Here is a 20,513-nt window from a genome sequence, read left to right as displayed (position 1 = left end):
GGCGACCGGCACGATCGTCCCCGGCACGGCCACCCCCGGAATCAAGTACGGCGTCTCCCTCTACAGCTACTCGGGCGACATCCACACCTCGATGTCCCTCGAGGACGCCATGGCCGACATCGCCGACCTCGGCGCGACCGGCATCGAGATCCTCGGCGAAGGCAACGTCCCCGGCCACCCGCGCCCCGACGCGTCGTGGATCGACACCCGGCACAAGCTCCTCGACCGGTACGGCCTCACCCCGACGAACTACGGCGCATGGGTCGACAGCGCCATGTGGCACGACCGCGACCTCAGCGTGGAAGAGGGCCGTGCGCAGCTGGAGACGGACCTGCGCCTGGCCGAGGAACTCGGCTTCACCTCGATCCGCCCGAAGTTCGGGGTGATCTCCCCGGAGCTGGACCCGCACCCGATCTGGCAGCCCGCCGTCGAGCAGGTCCTGGACCTGGCGGCGGAACTCGACGTCGTCGTCTGCCCGGAGATCCACAGCCCCACACCCGTCAAGCACCCCGTGACGCAGAGCTACGTCGACTTCATCGAGCGCACCGGCAGCGACCACTTCAAGCTCCTCATCGACACGGGCATCTTCCAGACGGCCCCCGTCGACGACGGCCACGAAGGCTTCGAGGGCAAGAAGCGTCCGCCCTTCCTGGAGCCGCTGGCCGTACCCATGTCCGACCTCCTCTAGGTGCTCCCGCACGTCCACTTCGTCCAGGCGAAGTTCTTCGAGATCGACGACCGGCTGAACGACCTGCACGTGCCCTGGCAGGAGATCGTCCCCACGCTCCACCGCGCGGGCTGGACCGGCTGGCTCTCCAGCGAGTACGAGGGCCGCCGCGAACCCTACCGAGGCCGCGACCAGGTACGACGCCAGCACGCCCTGCTGCGCGGCCTGGGACTCTGAGCCCATCGCCCACGCACCGCAGGCCCGGGGAGCGACCTGACCGGTCTCCCCGGGCCACTGCGTCCGGCACCTCATGGCCGCGCTTCCTCAGGCGCCTGGCGAGCGGTCCGGTTCGTTCATCTTCCCGAAGGGGACGTGCACGCTGGGCGTGCTGCGGGCGGTACCCGTCAGGTGGCCGACCTGGTCGTCGAAGAAGATGTGGGGTCTGAGGACCTCCATGATCGTGCTCTTGTCTATGCCGCCGAGGAAGAAGGCGTCGTTGACGGTCACACCCCAGTTCTTCAGGCTGCGCACCGGGCGCTCGTGGGCGGGTGCGTCACGGGCGGTGACGAGGGAGACATGGACCCGCATCTTGTAGTCGGCGTCCGCTGCTCTCTGTTCTTCTTCACGCCGCTGGAGCCGGTTGACGCCTGCGAGGAAGTCCCGCAGGGGTCCCGGGTCGTGCGGGGTGGCGGCGTTCGCCGTCTCATGGAACCGGAAGTCCTCGATGCCGCCGGACTGGTAGACCTGTTCCGAGGCGTCGTCGGCCAGGACTCCGTCGAAGTCGAAGGCGATCCGCAGATCCTGATCGTCACCCTCGTCGGCCACTCCCGGGCCGAGCACGCGGCCGGCGGGCAGTCCGAGCGCGACGGCCTCGCGGACGTCGTCCTCGTTCGCGGACAGGAACAGGGACATGTTCAGGGCGGGCATGAAGCGATAGGGCGAGCGGCCCTGCATGAAGACGGCCCGGCTGATCGGCAGGCCGTAGGACTGGATGGACCGCATGACCCGCAGCCCGGTGTCGGGATCGTTGCGGGACAGGATGATGGCCTCGACGAGAGGGTCGTCGGGTGAGAGGTCGTTCAGGGACAGCAGCCTGCGGATGAAGGGGAAGGCGACCCCCTTGTCCAGCGTGTCTTCCAAGTGCGCCTCCTGGTAGGCGCGGTAGGCATCCTCTCCCTGATCACGAAAGACGGCGTCCGCCTCCGCCAGGTCGAACAGCGCGCTGGACGCGATGCCGACGACCAGACGGTTCTTCAGCTCGTAGACGGCCATGGCGTCCCTCCTGACACGAACGCGCACTCACGTCCCGACCATCCCATCGAGCCGGGCCGCCGGCGTCGGATTCCTCCTTGGCTGGATATATGTCCTGCTGACGTACGACCCGAACGCGTGCCCGCGGCCAGGCTCGGCACTGAGCCGTCGCTGTCTGTCGCCAGTCGGACCTGACGGAGTCCTACTGGCCCTGCTGCTCGGAAGTCACAGCCGCGGTCTGCAGCCCTTCCAGGAGTCTGCGCTCCGCCGGAGTGAAGGGTGGTCCCTGCAACGGTGGACGCAGGGGGCCGGTCAAGGCTGTGAGCAGCACACGAGGCGTCACGAGGGAGGCCGGTGAGGCTTGGAGGGACAGCACGTCGGTCAGCGCCGTGGCCGCGTGGAAGGAGCCGGTCGCGGTGCGGGACAGACGGCTGACGTAGCGGTGCAGGAGGCGATCTGCCATGTTCGGGCGTGCGCCCGTCGTGGTGGGGAAGTGGATGTCCTGCCCCACGGCCAGGCTCCACGCCGTGTCCACGGGGTGTGCGATCAGGCGCTGGGCGTGGCGGGCCAGACCGGGGGTCGGGCCGTGCGCGAGCTCGGTCCGCAGGGCGAGGGCGCCCTGTGCGGTCACCGAGATGCCCTGGGCGTAGACGGGATTGAAGGACGCGACGGAGTCCCCCAGCGCCACCAGTCCTTCCGGCCATGAGGTGAGCCGCTCGTAGAAGTGGCGCCGGTTGGCAGTGCTGTGGGTGACGCTGACGTCGGTGAGCGGTTCGGCGAGTGCGATGAGGTCGGCCAGGACGGGATGCCGCAGGGTGCGGGCGAAGGCTTCGAAGGCGTCCGCGTCACGCGTGGGTTGTGCGCCGGGAGCGCCCATCAGGCTGATGTGCCAGCGGTCGCCTTCGATCGGCAGGAGGCCGCCGGAGTTGCCGGGCCGGGGAAGTCGTGGGTCGGCCTGTACACCGACCATGGGCCAGTCGCGGGTGGGTACGGGAGCGCGGTAGACGCGGCTTGCGTAGACGAGTCCCGAGTCGACGCGCTTTTCCACGAGGTTCGTGATGCCCAGTTGCGTGAGCCATCGGGGCGTACGGGTGGAACGGCCGGAGGCGTCGATGACGAGGTCTGCGTGCAGTGTTGTCTCATGGTCGTCGGCGCCCTGCGCCCGCACGCCGGTGACCTTGCGACGGTCTCCGAGCAGGGCGACGACCTTGGTGTTCGTGCGTACGCTGACTCGGGGGTCCTTGAGGACCTGCGCTCTGACGACGGCGTCGGTCAGGTCCCGGCTCGCGGAGATCATGAAGTGGGTGGGGCGCTGCCAGCGGCGGTACCAGCCCTCCGGCGAGTAGACGACCATGTCGGTCGTCATCGGTATGCGGTTGGCGCCCGCGGCCAGTAACTGGTCGATGGTGCCGGGCAGGAGGCTTTCGACGGCCTGTGCGCCGCCGGCATGCAGGAAGTGGATGTGGGCGGCTTGGGGTACGCCGATGCGTGGTGCGGGCCCTTGGGGCAGTTCGTGGGCTTCTATGATTTCCACAGAGTCGGCGTGGTCTTTGACGGCGGCCGCAGCGAGCATGCCGGCGATGCTGCCCCCGATGACGAGAACACGGTTAAGGCTCTGGCGCGGAGATTCATGCATGTCGGGCTGCTTTCTGCTGGGGTACGAGTGGCCGGTCGCCTTCGCTCTGCTGGGAGTGCCACTACTTGGGCTCCTCCGTGAGTGATATGCCTGCTTCTTGCAGAAGACAGCGCTCTCGGGCAGTGAATGTCGGACCTTTGAGCGGGGGCCGCAGCGGCCCTCTCATCGCCGCCAGCAGAACAGTGGGCCGCATCAACGAGAATGGGGAGGACTTCAAGGTCAGGACGTCCGTCATGGCGGCCGCGACATGGTAGGTGCCAGTTGCCGTGTGCGAGAGACGGCTGACGTAGCGGTGGAGGAGTCTGTCGGCCAGCCCTGCGCGTTGGCCTTCGACTGTCGAGTAGTGGATGTCCTGCCCCACCGCGAGGCTCCACGCGAGTTGTACCGGCTGAGCGATGGCGCACTGCGCTCGACGCGCCAGGCCGTCGGTGATTCCCGTGGCGGCCAGTTCTGTCCGCAGTGCCGCAGCGCCCAGGGCCGCCACGGACATGCCGTGTCCGTAGACGGGGTTGAACGAGGCGAGGGCATCGCCCATCGCGATGAACCCCTCGGGCCAAGTCTTGAGGCGTTCGTAGTAGTAGCGCCGGTTGACGGTGCTGTGCGTGACGGTGATGTCGGTGAGTGGCTCGGCATCGGCCAGGAGGTCAGCCACGATGGGGCTGCGCAGCGTGCGGGCGAAGGCCTCGAAGGCATCCGGGTCGCGGGTCGGGTGTGCGCCGGGCGTCCCCATCAGGCTTACGTGCCAGCGCCCGTCCTCGATCGGGACGATCCCGCCCGCTCGGCTCGGGCCGGGCCGGCGCGGGTCGGCCTGGACGTTGATCAGTGGCCAGTGCTCGGTCGGAACGGGTGCGCGGTAGATGCGGCTGGCGTAGACGAGGCCGGCGTCGATTCGTTCCTCTGTCGGCTCGGTGATGCCCAGTTCGGTGAGCCAAGTCGGTGCGTGCGTTCCCCTGCCGGAGGCATCGATGACGAGATCTGCCGCGAGCTCCGTTTCCAAGCCGCCGGATTCGCGGACACGTATGCCGGTGACGGTCCGGTGATCTCCGGTCAGCCCTATGGCCCTGGTGCCGGTGCGAACCTTGATCCGATCGTCGCTGAGAACTTGCCGGCGTACCACGGCATCGGTCAGGTCCCGGCTTGCGGCGATCAGGTACTGCGTATCGGTCTTCCAGCGGCGGTACCAGCCTTCTGGAGAATGCAGCAGCATGTTGGTGTTCATGGGCACGCGATTCGCACCAGAGGCCAGCAACTGGGCCACGGTGCCCGGCAGAAGCTGTTCGACGGCGTCGGCTCCGCCGGAGAGCAGAATGTGGAAGTGCGCAGCCTGCGGGACGCCGCGTCGTGGTTCGGCTCCGGCAGGGAGGTCGTGGGCTTCGATGATCTCGACGGTGTCGACATGGTTCGTGAGCGCCGCTGCGGCCAGCATGCCGGCGAGACTGCCGCCGATGACGACAGCACGGAATCCACTGTGACGTGAACGTTCACTCATAGCGAGCTGCTTTCGGTAGGGGCACCGTGGATCTGCCCAAATCTTGCGACGACGGGCGACGTGAGGGCACGAGACAAGGGAATGAGGTCTTGAGAACGCCACGGCGGAGTGTCCGCAGAGTCATCGACTGTGAGAGTCGTCCGATTTTGCCGCCTACTGGCGACGACGATCATGGCTGCATCCGCCGCTGTGGCCGCGAAGCACTCATTCTCGCCAGCTTGGACGGCGGTCTGATACGCCTCCTCTCGAATGGACCTGTCGAGGTAAGGCGTCAGTGCAAGCAGTGCGTCCTTGATTGCCGTCTTCCGCCCGGTCAGGCGTACGGCAGGAAAGGACCACCATGACAATGAAGCGGGAATGGCTCCTGGTGCCGGTACGTCTTTCAGCTCGCGCCACAGCGGTGCAAGTTCGTGCAACTGCCGAAGGGCCCGGACTGCTTGCGTGACGCGCGGCTCTGCCAGCGGGAGGGAGAATCCGACGACGGCGAGAAGCGCGGATGGAGCTGCGAACTGAGGGGCCACCTGGTCGATCAGGAAATCAAGGTTGCGACCCGCCCAGTGGGCGAAAATGGCAATCAGTTTGACGATGTCGTAGCACACATGAAGGAGATAGGCGGGCGCCAGGATACGCAGACCGATCCGAAGGGATCCTTCCACTTTGGTCGACCAACGCCAGCACAGCACGCTTGTCGTCATCGTCGCGACGCCCTGGGCGACCAAGTAGGTCAGGATCATTTCACGAATATATGGCGTGCCGGCGTAGTACCCATCGAATAAGGTGAGCTGTTCCACTGGGGCATCGCCCGCACAGAACAGTGCGAATATGGCGACGATGACCAGACCGTAGGCAGTGATGCATATACGTGAAGCACGCCGTGTCCGGTCAGGTGGCGCCGGCCGCCAGTTGATGATCAGCAGAAGACTTGCACCGGCATTTGCAATGATGACGGAGTACACCACAGGTGCGGCAAAGTTGGCGACCCCAGTGATCCGGTTGATCTCGGCAAGAGAATCCGGCGCGGCAAGGTAGAAGACCCCTGCGGCAGCGAAGAGCAGCATGACGACTGCACGCAGGAGCATGTCATGACGCCGGCGGACGAGGGCCGGTAATTTAAGGAGACAGATCAACAGAAGGAGCGTTCCACAAATGAAGAAGGCAGTGTTGTTGGGGCCGTGGCTCACAGACAGCGACTCTCCTGGGACTGCCGCCTCGGGGCAGCATCGTATGTAGGTCAGCGGAAGCGATGAGCCATGGTGAGGCGGATACGCCCAGCGAAGGTGTCTTCCAGGCCGACCAGTGACTGGACTTCCTCGCGGTGGGCTTGTAAAGCCGTGGCGAACCGAACGCCGAACCGGTCGGCCTCCTCCTCCCGGTGGGCCGCGGCACTGTCGGCACGCAGGGCAAACTGCATGCTGGCCCGCAAGTGCTCGACCGGATCCACAGTATGCCCTGAATTCACCGCCTGATCGATATCCTCACAGATCTCTGCCACCAACTGCCGCGCACGGGACGAACCCTCTTCCTTGGCTCGCGCCGCAGTGGGTCCGTGGGAGGTGAGAGAAATGCAATGGCCCTGGAACATGTGCCATATTTCATGGCCGATAATCACGATCTGATGTTCGAGATCGGCACGCTTTTCGTAGGCGATGACGTCATGGTCTTGACGATCGATCCATAACCCATTGGCCACATCGGGCGGGAAGGGGAACGCGTGCAGTCGGACAGGGCGTCCTCGCACGCAATTAAGTGCCGCTCCGATTTCAGGGATGAGGTCTTCGTCGCGCGCAGGTGGATTGAAGGCGTGAACTAACTGATTGCTGAGACGTCGCATATCTCGTAATGTAGTCACGTCAAAATATCCCCTTGGTGATCTCGCCGAGCCCCGACGGAACGTTCGGCGTCGCTCCGGAATTGACCCACCGGCTGAGCGCATGGAGCGCTGTGTTGTCGTAGCGGCGACAGTCCCCACTCATTGACCACCCGCATTGTCGTCGATCTCCAGCAGAGCCTTCAGGGTTGCATCAAGAACATTCCACCGCTCCTGTGGCAGATCCAGCGCCTGCCGAAGGGCGATGCCGCGGATGTCGTTCTCCCGCGACCACGGAGGGGCCAGGAGGCGACTCGTGGGTTCTCCGGCTTCCGACTTCGGTCGGTGCGCGGCGAGGATCGGCAGGAGCGCACGGTTCAGGGCCTCGGGTGCCGGAGCCGTGAAGAAGGCCTCTCCTCCCTCCACCCGGAAGAAGTCGACCAGGCCGTGCAGGAGTTCGACGCTGGGCATCTTCTCGCCCGAACAGATCAGGCGCGCCCATACGCCCGAGATTCCCAATTCTCGGGAGATATTGCCGGCAAGATCCGACATGCGCTGGCCGGTGCGCGCCAAGTGCGCGTCCGAAAGGGCCTTGATACGCGCCCGGACCCGGTCGTTCACGCTGTCGGCCGGGATGGCACCGTCTCGCAACAGAGTGCGGACGGTGTGTTCGGGCAGAGCCGTCTTGGCCGAGAGCTCCTTGAGGCCGAACAGATCCGACTGCTTCAGATCCTGTTCCCGGAGGAGCGCTTCAAGACGCTCCAGCGTCTCGGGCAGCGACGGGACAGGGTCCACCGACATACCCCCGGAGTCTGGATCGGATGCAGCGCCTCCCGGGCACTGTACGACCTCTGCCCCCCAACTCCAAACGATTGTTGACTGGCTGAAAAACAATCATTGACAAGGCTGAGCGGAGCCTCCGGATCGCAGCCGACGCCATGGCCGAACTCCCCGTCAAGATCGCGATCACCAGTGCCGCTGCTCCGTACGGCCTCTACCCGCTGCGCACCGACGGCATCAAGCGCAGTCGGCGCACCACCGTTCGGCGCAGGGACGGCCCTCATCAGGAAGCGCGACGATTTCCGTCATCGCGCCCGGGCCGCTGGATAGGGTCGCAATTCGGCAACCCTGGGAGAGCAGCTTCATGACCGACATCGTGATTGCGCAGACGACCGTCGACGACGCGCAGCAGGCGGAGGCTCTCGCGCGTGGCGCTGTCGAAGGCCGGTTGGCCGCCTGCGCGCACATCGACCAACCGTTCACCGCGGTGTACCGGTGGGACAACGCGATCCAGACTGCACAGGAGTGGCGGATCTCGTACAAGACGACCACCGAGCGGCTTCCGGAGCTGGAGGCGTGGGTGTCCGAGCAGCACGGCTACGAGGTGCCCGAGTGGATCACCGTCCCGGTGACGGGGGGCTCGGCGGCCTACCTGGCCTGGGTGGCCGAGGAGAGCACGCCTCGACCCGTCGGCTAGCACCTCGCGCCGCGAACTTCCGTAGTCGTCGGGCGAGTTCGCGCCCGACCCCGGCAGCCGACGAGACGGCGGCCGGCGCGGCACGGGGTCAGGCCCGTGCCGCGCCGACGGTCAGCGATCGGCGGTCAGCGGTCGGCGGTGGCCATCTCGTTCTGGGGCGTGCGGTCGGATCCGGTGCGCAGGATCCCGGCGGCCGCGGCGGTGGTGACGCACAGCAGGGTCAGCAGGACGAACGCGTGGTCGAGGGCGACGAGGTGGGTGAGCCAGCCGATGACGGCGGGACCGGCGAGCATGCCGACGTAGCCGAGCCCGGCGACGCGGGAGACGTTGGCCCCGGCGGCAGCGGGGTCGGCGTGACCGGCCGCGCTGAACAGTTGCGGGACCGTGCCGGACAGGCCCAGGCCGAACAGCGCCCAGCCGATGAACGCGGCCCACATCCACGGGCCGAGAGCCACGAGCGTGATGCCGACGGCGGCCATCGCCGCTCCGTGACGCAGGATCGCCATGGAACCGAACCGGGCGACGAGACGGTCCGCGAGCAGCCGGCCGATGGTCATGGCCGCCGCGAAGGTGCCGTAGGCGAAAGCGGCCGTTCCGGCGGGTGCGCCGAGAACGTCCTTCAGATGCAGAGCGCTCCAGTCGTTCGCGGCGCCCTCGCACAGCATGACCATCAGCGCCAGGACCGCGAGCAGCCAGATGCGCCCCTTGGCGCTGGCGGGCGTGAGGGTCGGTGATGTCCCGGCCTCCTCGAGGGAGTCGGAGCCGGCGCCCTCGGCGTCGGGGGCGGGGGCGGGGGCGGTCGGCAGGAGCGCGCGGACCGACGCCAGGGCGACGACGACGCCTGCGGCTCCCGTGGCGGCCATGCTCGCGACCGGGGTCAGGCCGGCGCTCGCGGCACCGGCCGCGACGAGCGCGGCGATGACGCCGCCGACGGAGAACGTGGCGTGGAAGCCGGACATGACGGACCGTCCGTAGGCCTTCTCCACGTGCACGGCGTGGGCGTTCATGCTCACGTCCAGGCAGCCGTTGCAGAACCCGAAGACGAACAGGGCTCCCGCCAGCGTCCAGGGATCCCGGGCGAGGCCGGGCAGGATCAGGGTCGCGCCGCACAGCACGCCGCCGGCCGGGACCACGACGCGCGCGCCGAAGCGGTCGGCCAGGGGGCCGGCCACCTGCATCCCGGCGAAGGCCCCGAGCCCGAGCAGGACCAGCAGGCCGCCCAGTGCCGCGTGGCTGACGCCCACGCGCTCCTCGACGGCGGGAATGTGCACCACCCAGGCACCCATCAGGGTGCCGCACAGGACAAAGTAGACATAGGTCGCCACGCGGGCGGCTCGAAGCGAACGTTCCATACCGCTCACCGTAACGAACATTTCCGATGTTCGAAAGGCCGATCATTGAACGCATTGCATGTTCATTATGTGGTGGTGTTCAATCCGTGCATGAGCAACGCAGAGCGGCACGGGCTGATCGCGAAGGCCGTCAGGGACTCCGGCGCCATCACGGTCCAAGAGCTCGCGGAACTGACCGGCGCCTCGGAGATGACCATCCGGCGCGACCTCGACGCCCTGGCCGCCCAGGGCGTCCTCGAACGCGTCCGGGGCGGGGCCCGCACCCTGCTGCTCAGGGGCGAGGAGCCTCCTTTCGCGTTGCGCACCAACGAATCGGTCGACGCCAAGCGCCGGATCGCCGCCGAGGTCTGCGCGCTCGTCGCCGACGGCGAGAGCGTCCTGCTGGACAGCGGCACCACCTGTCTGGAGGTCGCCCGCCTCCTGCGCGACCGCCCGGTGACCGTGATGCCCCTGTCCCTCCAGGCCATCCACCTGTTCGGCACGGCACCCGGCCCGGCCACGCTGGTCGTGCCCGGCGGACAGCCCCGCGCCGCCGAGGGAGCCCTCACCGGCCCCCTCACCCTCGCCTCCCTGGCGGCCCTGCGCTTCGACACCGCCGTCATCGGCTGCTGCGGGCTGAGCGCGGCCGACGGCCTGACCGCCTACGACCTCGACGACGCCGCGGTGAAACGGGCGGCCATGACCTCAGCGCGCCGCGTCCTCCTCGCCACCGACGGCAGCAAATTCGGCCACACCGCCTTCGCCCATGTCGGCCCTTCCACGCTCCTGCACACAGTCGTCACCGACACCACCGCACCCGCCGACGAGGTCGCCGCACTCGAAGACGCCGGCACCGTCGTGAAGATCGCCTGACCGGCCCGCCCCGTCGGGCGGGCCGCGGGAGCCCTCCCCCAGGAGGGGGCAGAGGTCAGCCCCGATCGACCGACAGGACGGGGGCCACGACAGCCCCGTCGGGGCGGTCCACGGTCTGTCGGCGAGATGCCCGTCGCCCGGCGAGGCGGCAGCCGAGGCAGTCCGCGTGACCGCCCCGGGCGGTGCGGTCCCTGACGCGCCAGTCCCACTCGGCGACCGGGCGCGGGCCGCTCGGCTTGCCCCAGCCCGCCAGGTGCAGCATCCATGTGGTCAGCACCGCCACTCCCCCGAGGGCGAGAAGCCCCGAGGCCCTCACCATCGCCAGTCCGCAGAGCCCGAATCCCAGCACCGCGATACCCGCACCGCTCCAGCCGGCCACGGTGTGGCCCAGGTCGTGGTCGTCGTCACCGTGGATGAACATGATCGTGCTCCTGGGGCTGTGAAGATGGTAGGGGTGACCCGCCGCGAGAATCTCTTACCTCGCGAGCTAATTATCTTAGATGCTAAGGGGATTCGTGAGCGATCACAAGACGCGCCCGGCCGCAACGGCGGACCAGGCCCTCTACGCCATGGACCGGATGATCGCCACGGCCCAGTTCGGGCAGCAGGACATCGCCCGCCGGATGGGCCTGAACGTCACGGACCTCACCTGTCTGGGCTTCCTCATCGAGGCCTCCATGGCGGGCGAGTCACTGGTCGCGGGCGACCTCGCGGAGCGGGCCAGGCTGACCACGGGAGCGGTCACCGGCGTACTGAACCGCCTGGAGAAGGCCGGCTACATCCGGCGCACCGCGGACCCGGGCGACCGCCGACGGGTGTACGTGGTCATGGAGGAGACCGCCCAAGGGCGCGTCCTCGAGATCTACGGCCCCGTCTACCAGCGGCTCGCATCCCTCTTCGGTGACTACGAACCGCAGGAGATCGCCGTACTGACGGACTGGTTCACCCGCGCCCGCACCATGTTCGAGGAGGCACTGCACGAGATCCGGGAGGAAGCATCGCCCCCGCCCCGAAGCGGTGGAACCGAACCGCACCGAGGATGACGCGACGTGTCGCGGCCGCGCGGTCGGCTCGCGGGTGACGCGGAGCGCGTCGGTGACCTCCTGGCCGCGGGCCCAGGTCACCATGATCCGTGCGGTGGGACAGGCCACGGCGCTCATCGGCGGCCCGTACCACGGCGGTTGCCACCTCCGGTCGCGGTCCGCGAAGCCGTCGACGAGCCGGTTGCGGACCCGGTCGCACCAGGCCGGCGCCTCCGGTCCGGACAGCGAGCGCCGACGGGCCGCGAGGTCGTCGAAGGCGGGCTGCGGCCGCCCCCGAAAGGGACCGGCTGCTCGGCCGGACGGCTGCCGAACGATCGCAGCGCGGCAGCGACGGTCGCGCTCGGCGAACCGGCGTCGGCGCCCGCGCGGGAACGCAGGTTGACGCCGTAGGCGAGCAGGGCCGGCAGGTCGGCCGCCGTGGCCGCGCCCGCACCGTCGGCGAGCCCGCCCCGCGGTTCGCCCTGCCCTCCGAGACCGACGCCCTGGTGGCTCTGGACGACCTGCTCGCCGAGGGTCCCGTCGTCCTCACCTTCTATCGCGGCGCCTGGTGCCCGTACTGCAACCTCGCGCTGCGTGCCCTTCAGCGGCACCACGCCGACTTCGCCGCGCGCGGTGCCCGTCTGGTCGCCGTCTTCCCGCAGATTCCCGACGAGTCGCTCACCCTCACCGAGAAGCACGGTCTGGCCTTCGACGTCCTCAGCGACCTCGGCTCCGGTACGGCCAAGCAGTACGGCCTCGCGTTCGACCTCTCCGACGGCCTCGCCGCCGTCTACGACAAGCTCGGCTTCGACCTTCAGCGCGTCGATGACGGCCACCCCCGCACACTGCCGTTGCCCGCCACCTACGTCATCGACCCGGACGGCGTGATCCGCTGGGCCTTCGTCGACACCGACTACACCGCCCGCGCCGAACCCGCCGACGTCATCGCGACGCTGGACGCCCTCGGCACATCGGGAATGCGATGAACCAGAAGAGTGCCTTCCGCGGAGGAGTCGTCTGACGGGCACGACGACGGGGCACGCGATCGCCCGTTCACGGGTGTCGAGAACGGGCGGCCGGCTCCGTCCTCGGTATACCGGTGGCCTCAAAGGGTCGCGCGACGCAGAGGGAGAACCGTCATGACGCTTCAGCGGATGGACAACGTCGGCATCGTCGTCGAAGACCTGGACGCCGCTGTCGCCTTCTTCATCGAACTGGGCATGGAGGTCGATGGCAGGGCACAGATCGAGGGCCTCTTCGCGGATCAGGCCATCGGACTCGACGGAGTCCGCAGCGACATCGCGATGATGCGGACCCCGGACGGCCACGGCAGGCTGGAGCTCGCGCAGTACCACACCCCCGCGGCGATCGGTGACGCATCGGACAACCCGCCGCCGAACACGCTGGGCCTGCACCGGGTCATGTTCGCCGTCGACGACATCGACGACACCATCGCCCGCCTGCGCCGCCACGGCGCCGAACTGCTCGGCGAGGTGGCGCGGTACAAGGACATCTACCGCCTCTGTTACCTCCGCGGCCCCTCAGGCATCATCCTCGCCCTGGCCGAACAGATCGGCCACTGACCTCTTCGGGTTGGCCTCAGTGGGGCCGGCCAGGACGTCAACCGACGCGGCCGGCGCGGCTCCCGAACCGCGCTACGTCGTCGCCCGCCTCGTCAACCCACAACGTCACCCTCCCCTCCTTGCGGTGAGACCGAGCGCGTGGTGCCGTCTGCCCACGCCCTGGGTGCAGCACAGTGGGCCGGTGCCTCCTCGCCCGCTGACCGTCCTGCTGCTGGCACTGCTGAGTGTCACCGGCTGCACGACCGTGACCCCCGACACCGCGCCGGCCGTTCGCCACCCGGGCGTACGTGCCTCGCTCGCGGCCGACAGCGCGACCACACCGACACCCGTGCCCGAGCCCGTGCCCGCGGTACAGGCCTCGCCCCGCTCCGCCCTGGTGAAAACCGGTCCGCAGCGACCGAGGCGTTCGGCCACGGCCGGAACGGCTCCTCGACACCGGGCGGCGGAACCGGCACGACGCACACCTCGTACGACCCCGCCGACACGCGTGGTGCCGCACGCGCCGGCCGTGCCGCGGCACGGGGTCCCGTCGCGACCGCACTCGCGGGCAAAGCCCCACCACCGGGCTCCGCGGGCACCGCGCGTCCGCCCGCAGCCCTGGCCCAGCGAGTTGCGCCAACTGTGCCACCGAGCGAACGGCGTCACCTCCTCGGGCATCACGGCCCTGTGCCGCCAGGCCTGGGGATAGCCGCACACGGGCTTTCCCTTCTCCCTGCGCGACGCCCTCGCGGCCACCGACGCGCAGGATGACCGCCCGCGGCCCCTGCGGGTCCGTCCCTCCGCCGTGAGTCGTTGTCACGAGTCGTGGATCACGTGAGTCCCGATCGGGGGGCCGGGGACGTCAGCCTTGACCGGCGCGGCGCGACGGGGTGCGCTCGCAGCCCGTCAGCGGGCCTGAGCGGACCCAGCCCAGCGCGGGACCTCGTCATCGGGGGTGTCCGGGCTGGCGAAGTGGAAGGGAACCGAGAGGTGGTCGGCGAGAGCGCGGCCCGCCTGCTCGGCGGCCACCGCTGCGGGGTGGCGCGTCAGGTGCTTCCCTTCCTCGCCGAGGTATCGCCGAGCAGTCGACCAGTAGACGGTGGCCAGCGCGGCCTCTCCCGCCGGATCGGCGGTGATGGCCAGCAGCACGAACCAGTCGTGGATGGTGTCACCGTCCCAGATGGCCTCGATCGCCACGATGCGGCCCCCGCACCCGGCCGCCCGACAGGCCAGCGACTCCAGGTCGAGGGGGCTCTCCGGCCTGCGGGCGATCCGGTCTCCGTAGTGGAGGTACCGGTCGTTGACGATCAACTGGGCGATACCGATCCCGATGCCATGAGGAACACGGCCGACGGCGGTGACAGTTTTCACCGCCGTGAGAAGGGAGTCCTGAAGGACGTACCCGTCGATCTCCTCGCGGATCCCGGTCGGCAGACTCGCCCACCACTCGGCCCTGGCCGCCGTGTCCATGCCCATGAAAGCCCCCGTTGTCTTGGAGGCCCTGGCAACGGAGCCTCGCACCAATGTACTTCGTGCCCTGTCGGCTACCGCCGACCCGCCCAGCGGATCAGGCCGAGAAGCCCGTGAGCCGAGGGCGGGCATTCTTTCGTCCAAAGGTCAGCACCTTCGCAAGCACCTCGTGCGTCTCATCAATGCTCTCGGCCGACACATCGAGCACTGCCCCGGTCCCGGCGTCCTCCGGCTCCAAGTCGTCCAGGCGATCCGGGTCGAACGACACCGTGAGCAGGCCGTCCGTCAGAGCGACTTCACGGACACAGCCGTAAGCCGTGCACTGGTCCGGGGTCATCACGCGGTAAGTATCGAGCCCGAGCGCGATGCCGTGCGCAGACGGCTCACCGACAGGGCACGTAAAGAACAGGAAGAAGCCCTCCTCATCCTCGTACTCCGCTACGCCGGCCTGCGTCTCGCCATCGACGTCTGCCTCCGCAGCCACCGTGCGAGCCCTGAACCTGTATGCCATACGCCGGTTCCATCACTGGCCCGCACGGCACACGGTCAGACCCAACCGCCAAACCCCGTCACCCCACGAGAAGGGCAGCCCCGCCTCGTGCTGCCGTGATCTCGTCGATGGTTCGGTGGGTGCCGAACCGTCCGGTAGGTAGCGTGCGAAGCGTTGCGCGGAAGATGCCCGCGCCGGTGACGCCGGAGGGAGCCAGATGTCGGAGACAGATCTGAAGACGCAGCTTACGAAGCGGTTTCGCGAGGTCAACGGCGACCATCCCATGACCGACGCGGATGACGTGTACGTCAGCGCGCAGTTCGTCGCCCTGGAGGAACTGTGCGCAGTCCATGGCCGCGATGCCGATGAGGTCCGCCGACTGATGCTGGGGCGGTGTCTGCCGCTTCCTGGATATCTCCGCTCCGACGGTGCCGAGATGGTGCCGGCCGACTTGTTCGCCCTCGCCGACGACGCCGGCGGCACAGAACTGCTCGAGACGTGGTTCACCGCTCACTGGGCCGACCCGGTCACCGGGAAGGCGGAGTGGGATGCCTATCTCAGCGGACAGTACGTGTGTCTGCATTCGGTGACCCCGGCCGCCATTCAGCGCAAGGACTACCTGACGGCCGCGATCAGTTCCTCCGAGCACGAGCCGGATGCCGGTTCGGGGCGGTGGCGTGAGCGGCTGCACGCTCTGGTCGACGAACTCGACGCGCTGGAACCGGCGTTCACCGCCTACGACCGTCTCCGGTTCGCCGGACCGACGTCCCGGGACACCTGCATCGACGCCATGCGCACCCGCTTCCCGCGCCCGTGACCCGAAGTCGCTCCCGCCCCGCCTCCGGGTTCCGACCGGCCGCCTTTCCAGGGGCGTTGCACGGCCGGCCGCCCTGGCCCGGCGTCGATCGCGAACGGGCCGCCCGCCGCAGTACGCGGTCGGCCGGTCCGGTCCGACGAACGGATCGCCCACGCGTCATGCGTCACCCCGGTCACGCTGTCAGGCCGCACCCGCCGTCCGAGGGCGCTCGGCCAGCGGGATCCGGCACGCCTCGGAATAGCCCTGCGACGTGATCCCGTGCGCGGTGTTGACGCGGGTCGACAGGTTGGCGAAGCCGATGAACACGGTGAGTTCGACCAGGCCCGCCGATCCGAGCTGCTCGAGCAGGCTCGCCGACAGTCCGTCGGTGACGGTGGGCGGTGTGTTCGTCATGGCCTCGGAGTACTCCATCACCTCGCGCTCCAGCGGGGTGAACACGTCGGAGTCACGCCAGTCGGGCACCTGGCCGGCCTTGTCCAGGTCGAGGTTCTGGTTCAGCGCGGCGAAGTAGGTGATGTCCAGGCACCAACTGCAGCCGACCTGGGCCGCCACGGCCATGTGGGCGAACGTCTTGAGACCCTCGTCGACCGCGTCCCACGCGGCGGCCTTCGCCGAGAACTCCAGGTTGGAGATGGCGACGGCAGGGTTGTTGAAGACGACTTCCACGGGCTCGGGCACGGAACCGAGCTGCTTGACCAGAGCCTCCTTCATCTCGGCGGGAAGCTCGGCCTTGGGGATGCGCGGTGTCATGGTGTTCTCCATTTCCAGAGGCCTGGCGGCCTGCTTCGGCATGAAGACACCGACGGGCGCACATGTGTGACAACCTCCCCCGAGCGGCTCGGTCGGACGGTCAGGGGTTCACCGCGACCGCGGTACGGCACTGGGCGAGGAGACGTCGCAGCACGTCGCGGTCGGCCGGGGCGAGCACGTCGTACATGCGCTGCTCGACCGTGCCGGCCGCGGAGTCCGCGAGGTCGATCAGGCGGCGCCCCTCGTCGGAGAGCCGGTTGGGCCGGCTGTTGCGGGCCCAGTCGTCCAGCTCACGTACGACAAGTCCCTTGGCTTCCAAGGTCTTCAGCGTGGCCGCCGACGCCTGGGGCGTGACCAGGCAGGCCCTGGCGATGCCCGCGCCGCTGATCCCGGGGTTGTCACGAAGCGCCAGCAGCACGGCGTACTGCGCCACCGTGAGGCCCATCGGCCGCAGAGCCTCGGCCTTGGCCGTCATGAACGCGACCTCAGTGGCCTTGATGTCGTACCCGAGCCGTTCGCCCACCGCCAGTGCCATGCCCTCACTCTACAGCCCTTTAAAGATATCAAGGCCTTGATAGTCTTCAAGACGTGAATACTTCTGCTGCGCATACTGCTTTGCTGACAGGGGCCGCCTCCGGGCTCGGCCGCGAGCTCGCACTGGACCTGGCGCGACGCGGCTGGAGGCTGGTACTGCCCGTGCGCACCGCGACGCGAGCCCACGAAGTGGTGGCGGCCGCAAGGGCGATGGGGGCGCCCCTGCCGTTGGTCGTCGAGTGCGATCTGTCCGATCACGGGGCGGTCCGGGAGATGTGCCGCACCGTCATCGGCGAGGGCTTGCTGGACCTCGTGGTGAACAACGCCGCGGTCGGCGGCGGGGCCGATCCCGCTCGCAGGGAGACGAACACCGCGGGGGTCGAGTTGCGGATGGCGGTCAACGCCGTCACGCCGCATCTGATCGCCCGGGAGCTGTCCGGTTCACTGACCCCCGCGGGACGGATCGTGCAGGTGGGCAGCATGGGGCAGTTGCCGCTCGACCTGGACGATCTGAACTACGAGCGTGACTACGACGGGATCGAGGCCTACTGCCGCAGCAAGGTCGCCCTGGTGATGTCCACGATCGAGCTGGCCCGGAAAGGCATTCCGGTAAACGTCGTCCACCCTGCACGGGAGATGCCCACCCCGCTGGTCAGGGAGGCAGGACTCCCCGTCGCCTCGACACTCGACGACGGGACACTGGCGGTACTGCGGGTGGCCCTGGACTCCGAACTGGCCGGTGTACGCGGCGCGTACTTCCACCGGTTCGACCGCGCACAGCCCCACGAACAGACCTCCGACGCCCATGCCCGGGCGCGCGTAGTGGCCTGGATCGAGGACCGGGCCTCGTGACGGCGCCACCGCGGCAGACCGCGAGTCCCCCCGCCGGGTCCGGCCGTACGCGACGGCGGGAGCACCTGACCAGATGCCCCGCCCGTTCAGCCGATGCCTCTGCCGTCCTGTCCGGACCGAGGGCGCCGAGCCAGGACACCGCGGCCGTGGACTTCGGGTATTCCGCGACGGGTGTGCGCATGAGTTCGCCGAGCCGGCGGACGAATTCGCTCTGGCCCAGCTCGGTCGCCGCGTACACGGTCCGCTCCGGCCGTCTGCCTTCGCGCGCCGGGATCGGCTACTGGTGGGCGACTTTCCACGGCTCCGACCGGTCCCCTAATATAGGTAGACCGACCTACCTAGATGGGATTGTGATGAGCGGGACCGAGGTGAGTACGGGACGGCGGCGGCCGGCCCGGGAACGGCTTCTGGAGGCGGCGGCCCGGCGCTTCTATGCCGACGGGGTGGCGGCGACGGGCATCGACACCATCACGGCCGAGGCCGGCGTCGCGAAGATGAGCCTGTACAACAACTTCTCCTCCAAGGCCGACCTGGTCCGGGCCTATCTGGACGCCCGGCACGAGGAGTGGCTCGGTCTCTACCGGTCCCGGCTGGAGGCCGTCGACGGCCCCCGCGAGGGTGTGCTGGCCGTCTTCGACGCCTACGCGGACCACGCGGCGTTCGCGTACGAGCACGGCTTCCGCGGCTGCGGGCTGCTCAACGCCGCCGCCGAGCTCCCGGCCGGCGACGAGGGGCGGGCTGTGGTGCGCGCCCACAAGGAGGAGGTCGAGCGTCTGCTCGCCGGCCACTTGGAGCGGCTGCTGCCCGGTCGGCCCGACGAGGCCCGCGCGGCGGCCGAGCATCTGTCGTTCCTGCTGGAGGGCGCGATGGCCCGCGCCGGTCTGGAGGGCGACGGCGAGCGCGTCCGGCATGCCCGCTCGATGGCCGCGGCACTGCTGGAGCGGCTGTGACCGGCACCGGCACCGGCCGGTCCGCGGGGGTCGGAGCCCTGTGCGTGCTGGCCGCCTCCGTGCTGTGGGGCACGACCGGCACGGCCGCCACCTTCGCCCCGGCCGTGGGCCCCCTGGCCATCGGCGCCGCCGCCATGGGATCGGGCGGACTCCTTCAGGCCCTCCTCGCAGCCCCGCGGCTGGCCGACAGCACCGCCGGTCTGCGCGAGCAGCGCGGCACGGTCCTGTTGGGTGCCGCCTCGGTGGCCGTCTACCCGCTGGCGTTCTACAGCTCCATGTACCTGGCCGGAGTCGCCGTGGGCACCGTCGTCTCCATCGGCACCGCCCCGCTCGCCTCAGCCCTGATCGAGCGCGTGGTGGACGGCCGCCGGCTCACCCGCCGCTGGATGCTCGCGGCCGCCCTCGGCCTCCTCGGTACCCTCCTGCTCTGCGTCGCCAAAGCCGCCCACGCCGATGCCACCGGCGGCCGCGCCTCCATGAGCGCCACCCTGCTCGGCATCGGACTCGGGCTCATGGCGGCAGCCACGTATGCCCTCTACTCCTGGGCCGCGCACCGGCTCATCACGCGCCGGATCCCCTCCCGCGCGGCGATGGGCGCCGTCTTCGGGATCGGCGGACTCCTCCTCCTGCCCGTTCTGGCACTCACGGGCGCGCCGCTGGTCGCCTCCTGGTCCAACGCCGCCGTGGGCGCCTACATGGCGCTCGTGCCCATGCTCGTCGGCTACGTCCTCTTCGGCTGGGGCCTCGCCCACGTGCCCGCCAGCACCGCCACCACCCTGTCCCTGCTCGAACCGGCCGTCGCCGCGCTCCTCGCCGTCCTGGTCGTCGGCGAACGCCTCCCGGCCACCGGCTGGGCGGGCATCGCGCTCGTCATCACCTGCCTCGCCGTCCTCACCACCCCGGCGTCCACCCGCCGGTCACGCAACCGGCCTCGGAACCTCGCGGGCGACGACAGCAGCCGGTCCGCGAAGGCCCGGTCGGTGAAGGCCGCAGACCCCGCCCAGGGGCGGTGATCAGCCGACACGACTCGGCTGTGGCGCCTCCCGAGTGGCGGTGGACCTCGGGGGCGCCGTCGAATTTCGGGGGGCGTGGGTCGCACGGGCAGGTCAGGTGTCGGCTCCGGCCTCCGCGTCGCACTCTCCGCGGTGGGGGCCGTGCCAGTCCAGGCACAGCACGGTGGCGTCGTCCGGCAGGTGGCGGTCGGTGGCGTCGGTGACCGCCGCGGTCAGAATGCGTACGACCTCGCGCGGGTGCTGGGCTGCGGTGTTGCGGATGACGTCGGGCAGATCGACGGTCTCCGCCTGGCGTTCCTGCATACCGTCGGTGTAGAGCACGAGGCGGTCACCGGGGCGCAGGTCGAGGTCCTGCACCCGGTACGGTCCCTGCGCCAGAACGCCGAAGGGCAGGTCCACGGCCGGCTCGACCTCCTGGACCGCACCCTCGCGCAGCAGGAGGGGCCAAAGGTGGCCGGCGTTGACGAGCTGGGCGCCGGTGCCGTCCAGGGCGACGCGCAGCAGCTGGCCGGTGGCGAAGGT

24 protein-coding genes are annotated in these 20,513 nt (G+C 69.1%); 11 read left to right on the top strand and 13 right to left on the bottom strand.

Annotated features, from left to right (window positions below; translation table 11 throughout):
* Nucleotides 1-91 precede the first annotated feature (91 nt).
* Both ACWC24_RS18375 and ACWC24_RS18370 read left to right on the top strand, forming a co-directional pair.
* A complete protein-coding gene (locus ACWC24_RS18375; protein WP_450663863.1) occupies nt 92-688 on the top strand; it encodes a sugar phosphate isomerase/epimerase family protein in 597 nt (198 codons plus the stop codon).
* Nucleotides 689-904 (top strand): hypothetical protein, encoded by a 216-nt coding sequence (locus tag ACWC24_RS18370; protein ID WP_450663862.1) that lies wholly within the window; start codon nt 689-691, stop codon nt 902-904.
* Nucleotides 905-991: 87 nt separating this feature from the next.
* Here ACWC24_RS18370 and ACWC24_RS18365 read toward each other — a convergent pair whose 3' ends face one another.
* From ACWC24_RS18365 to ACWC24_RS18340, 6 genes are all read right to left on the bottom strand, one after another.
* Nucleotides 992-1,939 (bottom strand): 5'-nucleotidase, encoded by a 948-nt coding sequence (locus tag ACWC24_RS18365; RefSeq protein WP_450663861.1) that lies wholly within the window; start codon nt 1,937-1,939, stop codon nt 992-994.
* Nucleotides 1,940-2,120: 181 nt separating this feature from the next.
* The gene (locus tag ACWC24_RS18360) at nt 2,121-3,554 is read right to left on the bottom strand and encodes an FAD-dependent oxidoreductase (protein ID WP_450663860.1); all 1,434 of its coding nucleotides are present in this window, start codon (nt 3,552-3,554) and stop codon (nt 2,121-2,123) included.
* A gap of 61 nt (nt 3,555-3,615) precedes the next feature.
* On the bottom strand, nt 3,616-5,043 hold the full coding sequence (locus ACWC24_RS18355; RefSeq protein WP_450663859.1) for an FAD-dependent oxidoreductase: 1,428 nt from the start codon (nt 5,041-5,043) through the stop codon (nt 3,616-3,618).
* A complete protein-coding gene (locus ACWC24_RS18350) occupies nt 5,040-6,224 on the bottom strand; it encodes an MAB_1171c family putative transporter (RefSeq protein ID WP_450663858.1) in 1,185 nt (394 codons plus the stop codon). The genes ACWC24_RS18355 and ACWC24_RS18350 overlap by 4 nt, the downstream gene beginning before the upstream one ends.
* Before the next feature lie 50 nt (nt 6,225-6,274).
* Nucleotides 6,275-6,874: a hypothetical protein gene (locus ACWC24_RS18345; RefSeq protein WP_450663857.1), complete on the bottom strand. Its 600-nt coding sequence runs from the start codon at nt 6,872-6,874 to the stop codon at nt 6,275-6,277.
* A 138-nt stretch (nt 6,875-7,012) separates the two neighbouring features.
* Nucleotides 7,013-7,651, bottom strand: a complete 639-nt coding sequence (locus ACWC24_RS18340) for a hypothetical protein (protein WP_450663856.1) — start codon at nt 7,649-7,651, stop codon at nt 7,013-7,015.
* A 343-nt stretch (nt 7,652-7,994) separates the two neighbouring features.
* Between ACWC24_RS18340 and cutA the strand changes: the two genes are divergently transcribed.
* Nucleotides 7,995-8,327 carry a divalent-cation tolerance protein CutA gene (gene cutA / locus ACWC24_RS18335; protein WP_450663855.1) on the top strand — a complete coding sequence of 111 codons (333 nt, stop codon included), beginning with the start codon at nt 7,995-7,997 and terminating at the stop codon, nt 8,325-8,327.
* Nucleotides 8,328-8,452: 125 nt separating this feature from the next.
* On the opposite strand, the gene ACWC24_RS18330 is transcribed toward cutA, so the two are convergent.
* On the bottom strand, nt 8,453-9,679 hold the full coding sequence (locus tag ACWC24_RS18330; RefSeq protein ID WP_450663854.1) for an MFS transporter: 1,227 nt from the start codon (nt 9,677-9,679) through the stop codon (nt 8,453-8,455).
* 90 nt (nt 9,680-9,769) lie between these two features.
* On the opposite strand from ACWC24_RS18330, the gene ACWC24_RS18325 reads away from it, so the two are divergent.
* The gene (locus ACWC24_RS18325) at nt 9,770-10,531 is read left to right on the top strand and encodes a DeoR/GlpR family DNA-binding transcription regulator (RefSeq protein WP_450663853.1); all 762 of its coding nucleotides are present in this window, start codon (nt 9,770-9,772) and stop codon (nt 10,529-10,531) included.
* 55 nt (nt 10,532-10,586) lie between these two features.
* Here the strand turns inward: ACWC24_RS18325 and ACWC24_RS18320 are convergent, their stop codons facing one another.
* Nucleotides 10,587-10,952, bottom strand: a complete 366-nt coding sequence (locus tag ACWC24_RS18320; protein ID WP_450663852.1) for an HGxxPAAW family protein — start codon at nt 10,950-10,952, stop codon at nt 10,587-10,589.
* A 94-nt stretch (nt 10,953-11,046) separates the two neighbouring features.
* Here ACWC24_RS18320 and ACWC24_RS18315 point away from each other — a divergent pair, with 94 nt between their 5' ends.
* The 3 genes from ACWC24_RS18315 to ACWC24_RS18305 all read left to right on the top strand — a co-directional run bounded on the left by ACWC24_RS18315 (nt 11,047) and on the right by ACWC24_RS18305 (nt 13,136).
* Nucleotides 11,047-11,574, top strand: coding sequence for a MarR family winged helix-turn-helix transcriptional regulator (locus ACWC24_RS18315; protein ID WP_450663851.1), 528 nt, complete (start codon nt 11,047-11,049; stop codon nt 11,572-11,574).
* A 287-nt stretch (nt 11,575-11,861) separates the two neighbouring features.
* Nucleotides 11,862-12,539 carry a peroxiredoxin-like family protein gene (locus ACWC24_RS18310; protein ID WP_450663982.1) on the top strand — a complete coding sequence of 226 codons (678 nt, stop codon included), beginning with the start codon at nt 11,862-11,864 and terminating at the stop codon, nt 12,537-12,539.
* Between the two features lie 153 nt (nt 12,540-12,692).
* Nucleotides 12,693-13,136, top strand: coding sequence for a VOC family protein (locus ACWC24_RS18305; RefSeq protein ID WP_450663850.1), 444 nt, complete (start codon nt 12,693-12,695; stop codon nt 13,134-13,136).
* 885 nt (nt 13,137-14,021) lie between these two features.
* On the opposite strand, the gene ACWC24_RS18300 is transcribed toward ACWC24_RS18305, so the two are convergent.
* Nucleotides 14,022-14,591, bottom strand: a complete 570-nt coding sequence (locus tag ACWC24_RS18300; RefSeq protein ID WP_450663849.1) for a hypothetical protein — start codon at nt 14,589-14,591, stop codon at nt 14,022-14,024.
* A gap of 91 nt (nt 14,592-14,682) precedes the next feature.
* The gene (locus tag ACWC24_RS18295) at nt 14,683-15,096 is read right to left on the bottom strand and encodes an Imm10 family immunity protein (RefSeq protein ID WP_450663848.1); all 414 of its coding nucleotides are present in this window, start codon (nt 15,094-15,096) and stop codon (nt 14,683-14,685) included.
* Nucleotides 15,097-15,292: 196 nt separating this feature from the next.
* Here ACWC24_RS18295 and ACWC24_RS18290 point away from each other — a divergent pair, with 196 nt between their 5' ends.
* Nucleotides 15,293-15,892 carry a DUF6058 family natural product biosynthesis protein gene (locus ACWC24_RS18290; RefSeq protein ID WP_450663847.1) on the top strand — a complete coding sequence of 200 codons (600 nt, stop codon included), beginning with the start codon at nt 15,293-15,295 and terminating at the stop codon, nt 15,890-15,892.
* Between the two features lie 180 nt (nt 15,893-16,072).
* Here ACWC24_RS18290 and ACWC24_RS18285 read toward each other — a convergent pair whose 3' ends face one another.
* Both ACWC24_RS18285 and ACWC24_RS18280 read right to left on the bottom strand, forming a co-directional pair.
* Entirely contained in the window at nt 16,073-16,642 is a 570-nt protein-coding gene (locus ACWC24_RS18285; RefSeq protein WP_450663846.1) for a carboxymuconolactone decarboxylase family protein, read from the bottom strand.
* A gap of 100 nt (nt 16,643-16,742) precedes the next feature.
* Complete coding sequence (locus ACWC24_RS18280) at nt 16,743-17,177, bottom strand: MarR family winged helix-turn-helix transcriptional regulator (protein ID WP_450663845.1); 435 nt, start codon at nt 17,175-17,177, stop codon at nt 16,743-16,745.
* A 53-nt stretch (nt 17,178-17,230) separates the two neighbouring features.
* Here ACWC24_RS18280 and ACWC24_RS18275 point away from each other — a divergent pair, with 53 nt between their 5' ends.
* The 3 genes from ACWC24_RS18275 to ACWC24_RS18265 all read left to right on the top strand — a co-directional run bounded on the left by ACWC24_RS18275 (nt 17,231) and on the right by ACWC24_RS18265 (nt 19,991).
* Nucleotides 17,231-18,028 (top strand): SDR family NAD(P)-dependent oxidoreductase, encoded by a 798-nt coding sequence (locus ACWC24_RS18275; RefSeq protein WP_450663844.1) that lies wholly within the window; start codon nt 17,231-17,233, stop codon nt 18,026-18,028.
* Between the two features lie 353 nt (nt 18,029-18,381).
* Nucleotides 18,382-18,978, top strand: coding sequence for a TetR/AcrR family transcriptional regulator (locus ACWC24_RS18270; protein WP_450663843.1), 597 nt, complete (start codon nt 18,382-18,384; stop codon nt 18,976-18,978).
* Nucleotides 18,975-19,991, top strand: coding sequence for a DMT family transporter (locus ACWC24_RS18265; protein ID WP_450663842.1), 1,017 nt, complete (start codon nt 18,975-18,977; stop codon nt 19,989-19,991). The genes ACWC24_RS18270 and ACWC24_RS18265 overlap by 4 nt, the downstream gene beginning before the upstream one ends.
* Nucleotides 19,992-20,084: 93 nt before the next feature.
* On the opposite strand, the gene ACWC24_RS18260 is transcribed toward ACWC24_RS18265, so the two are convergent.
* Nucleotides 20,085-20,513, bottom strand: a 429-nt coding sequence (locus ACWC24_RS18260) for a PP2C family protein-serine/threonine phosphatase (RefSeq protein WP_450663841.1), incomplete at its 5' end; no start/stop codon positions are given.

Source organism: Streptomyces sp. NPDC001443, assembly GCF_053597355.1.
This window is presented reverse-complemented; position numbering and strand designations above follow the sequence as displayed.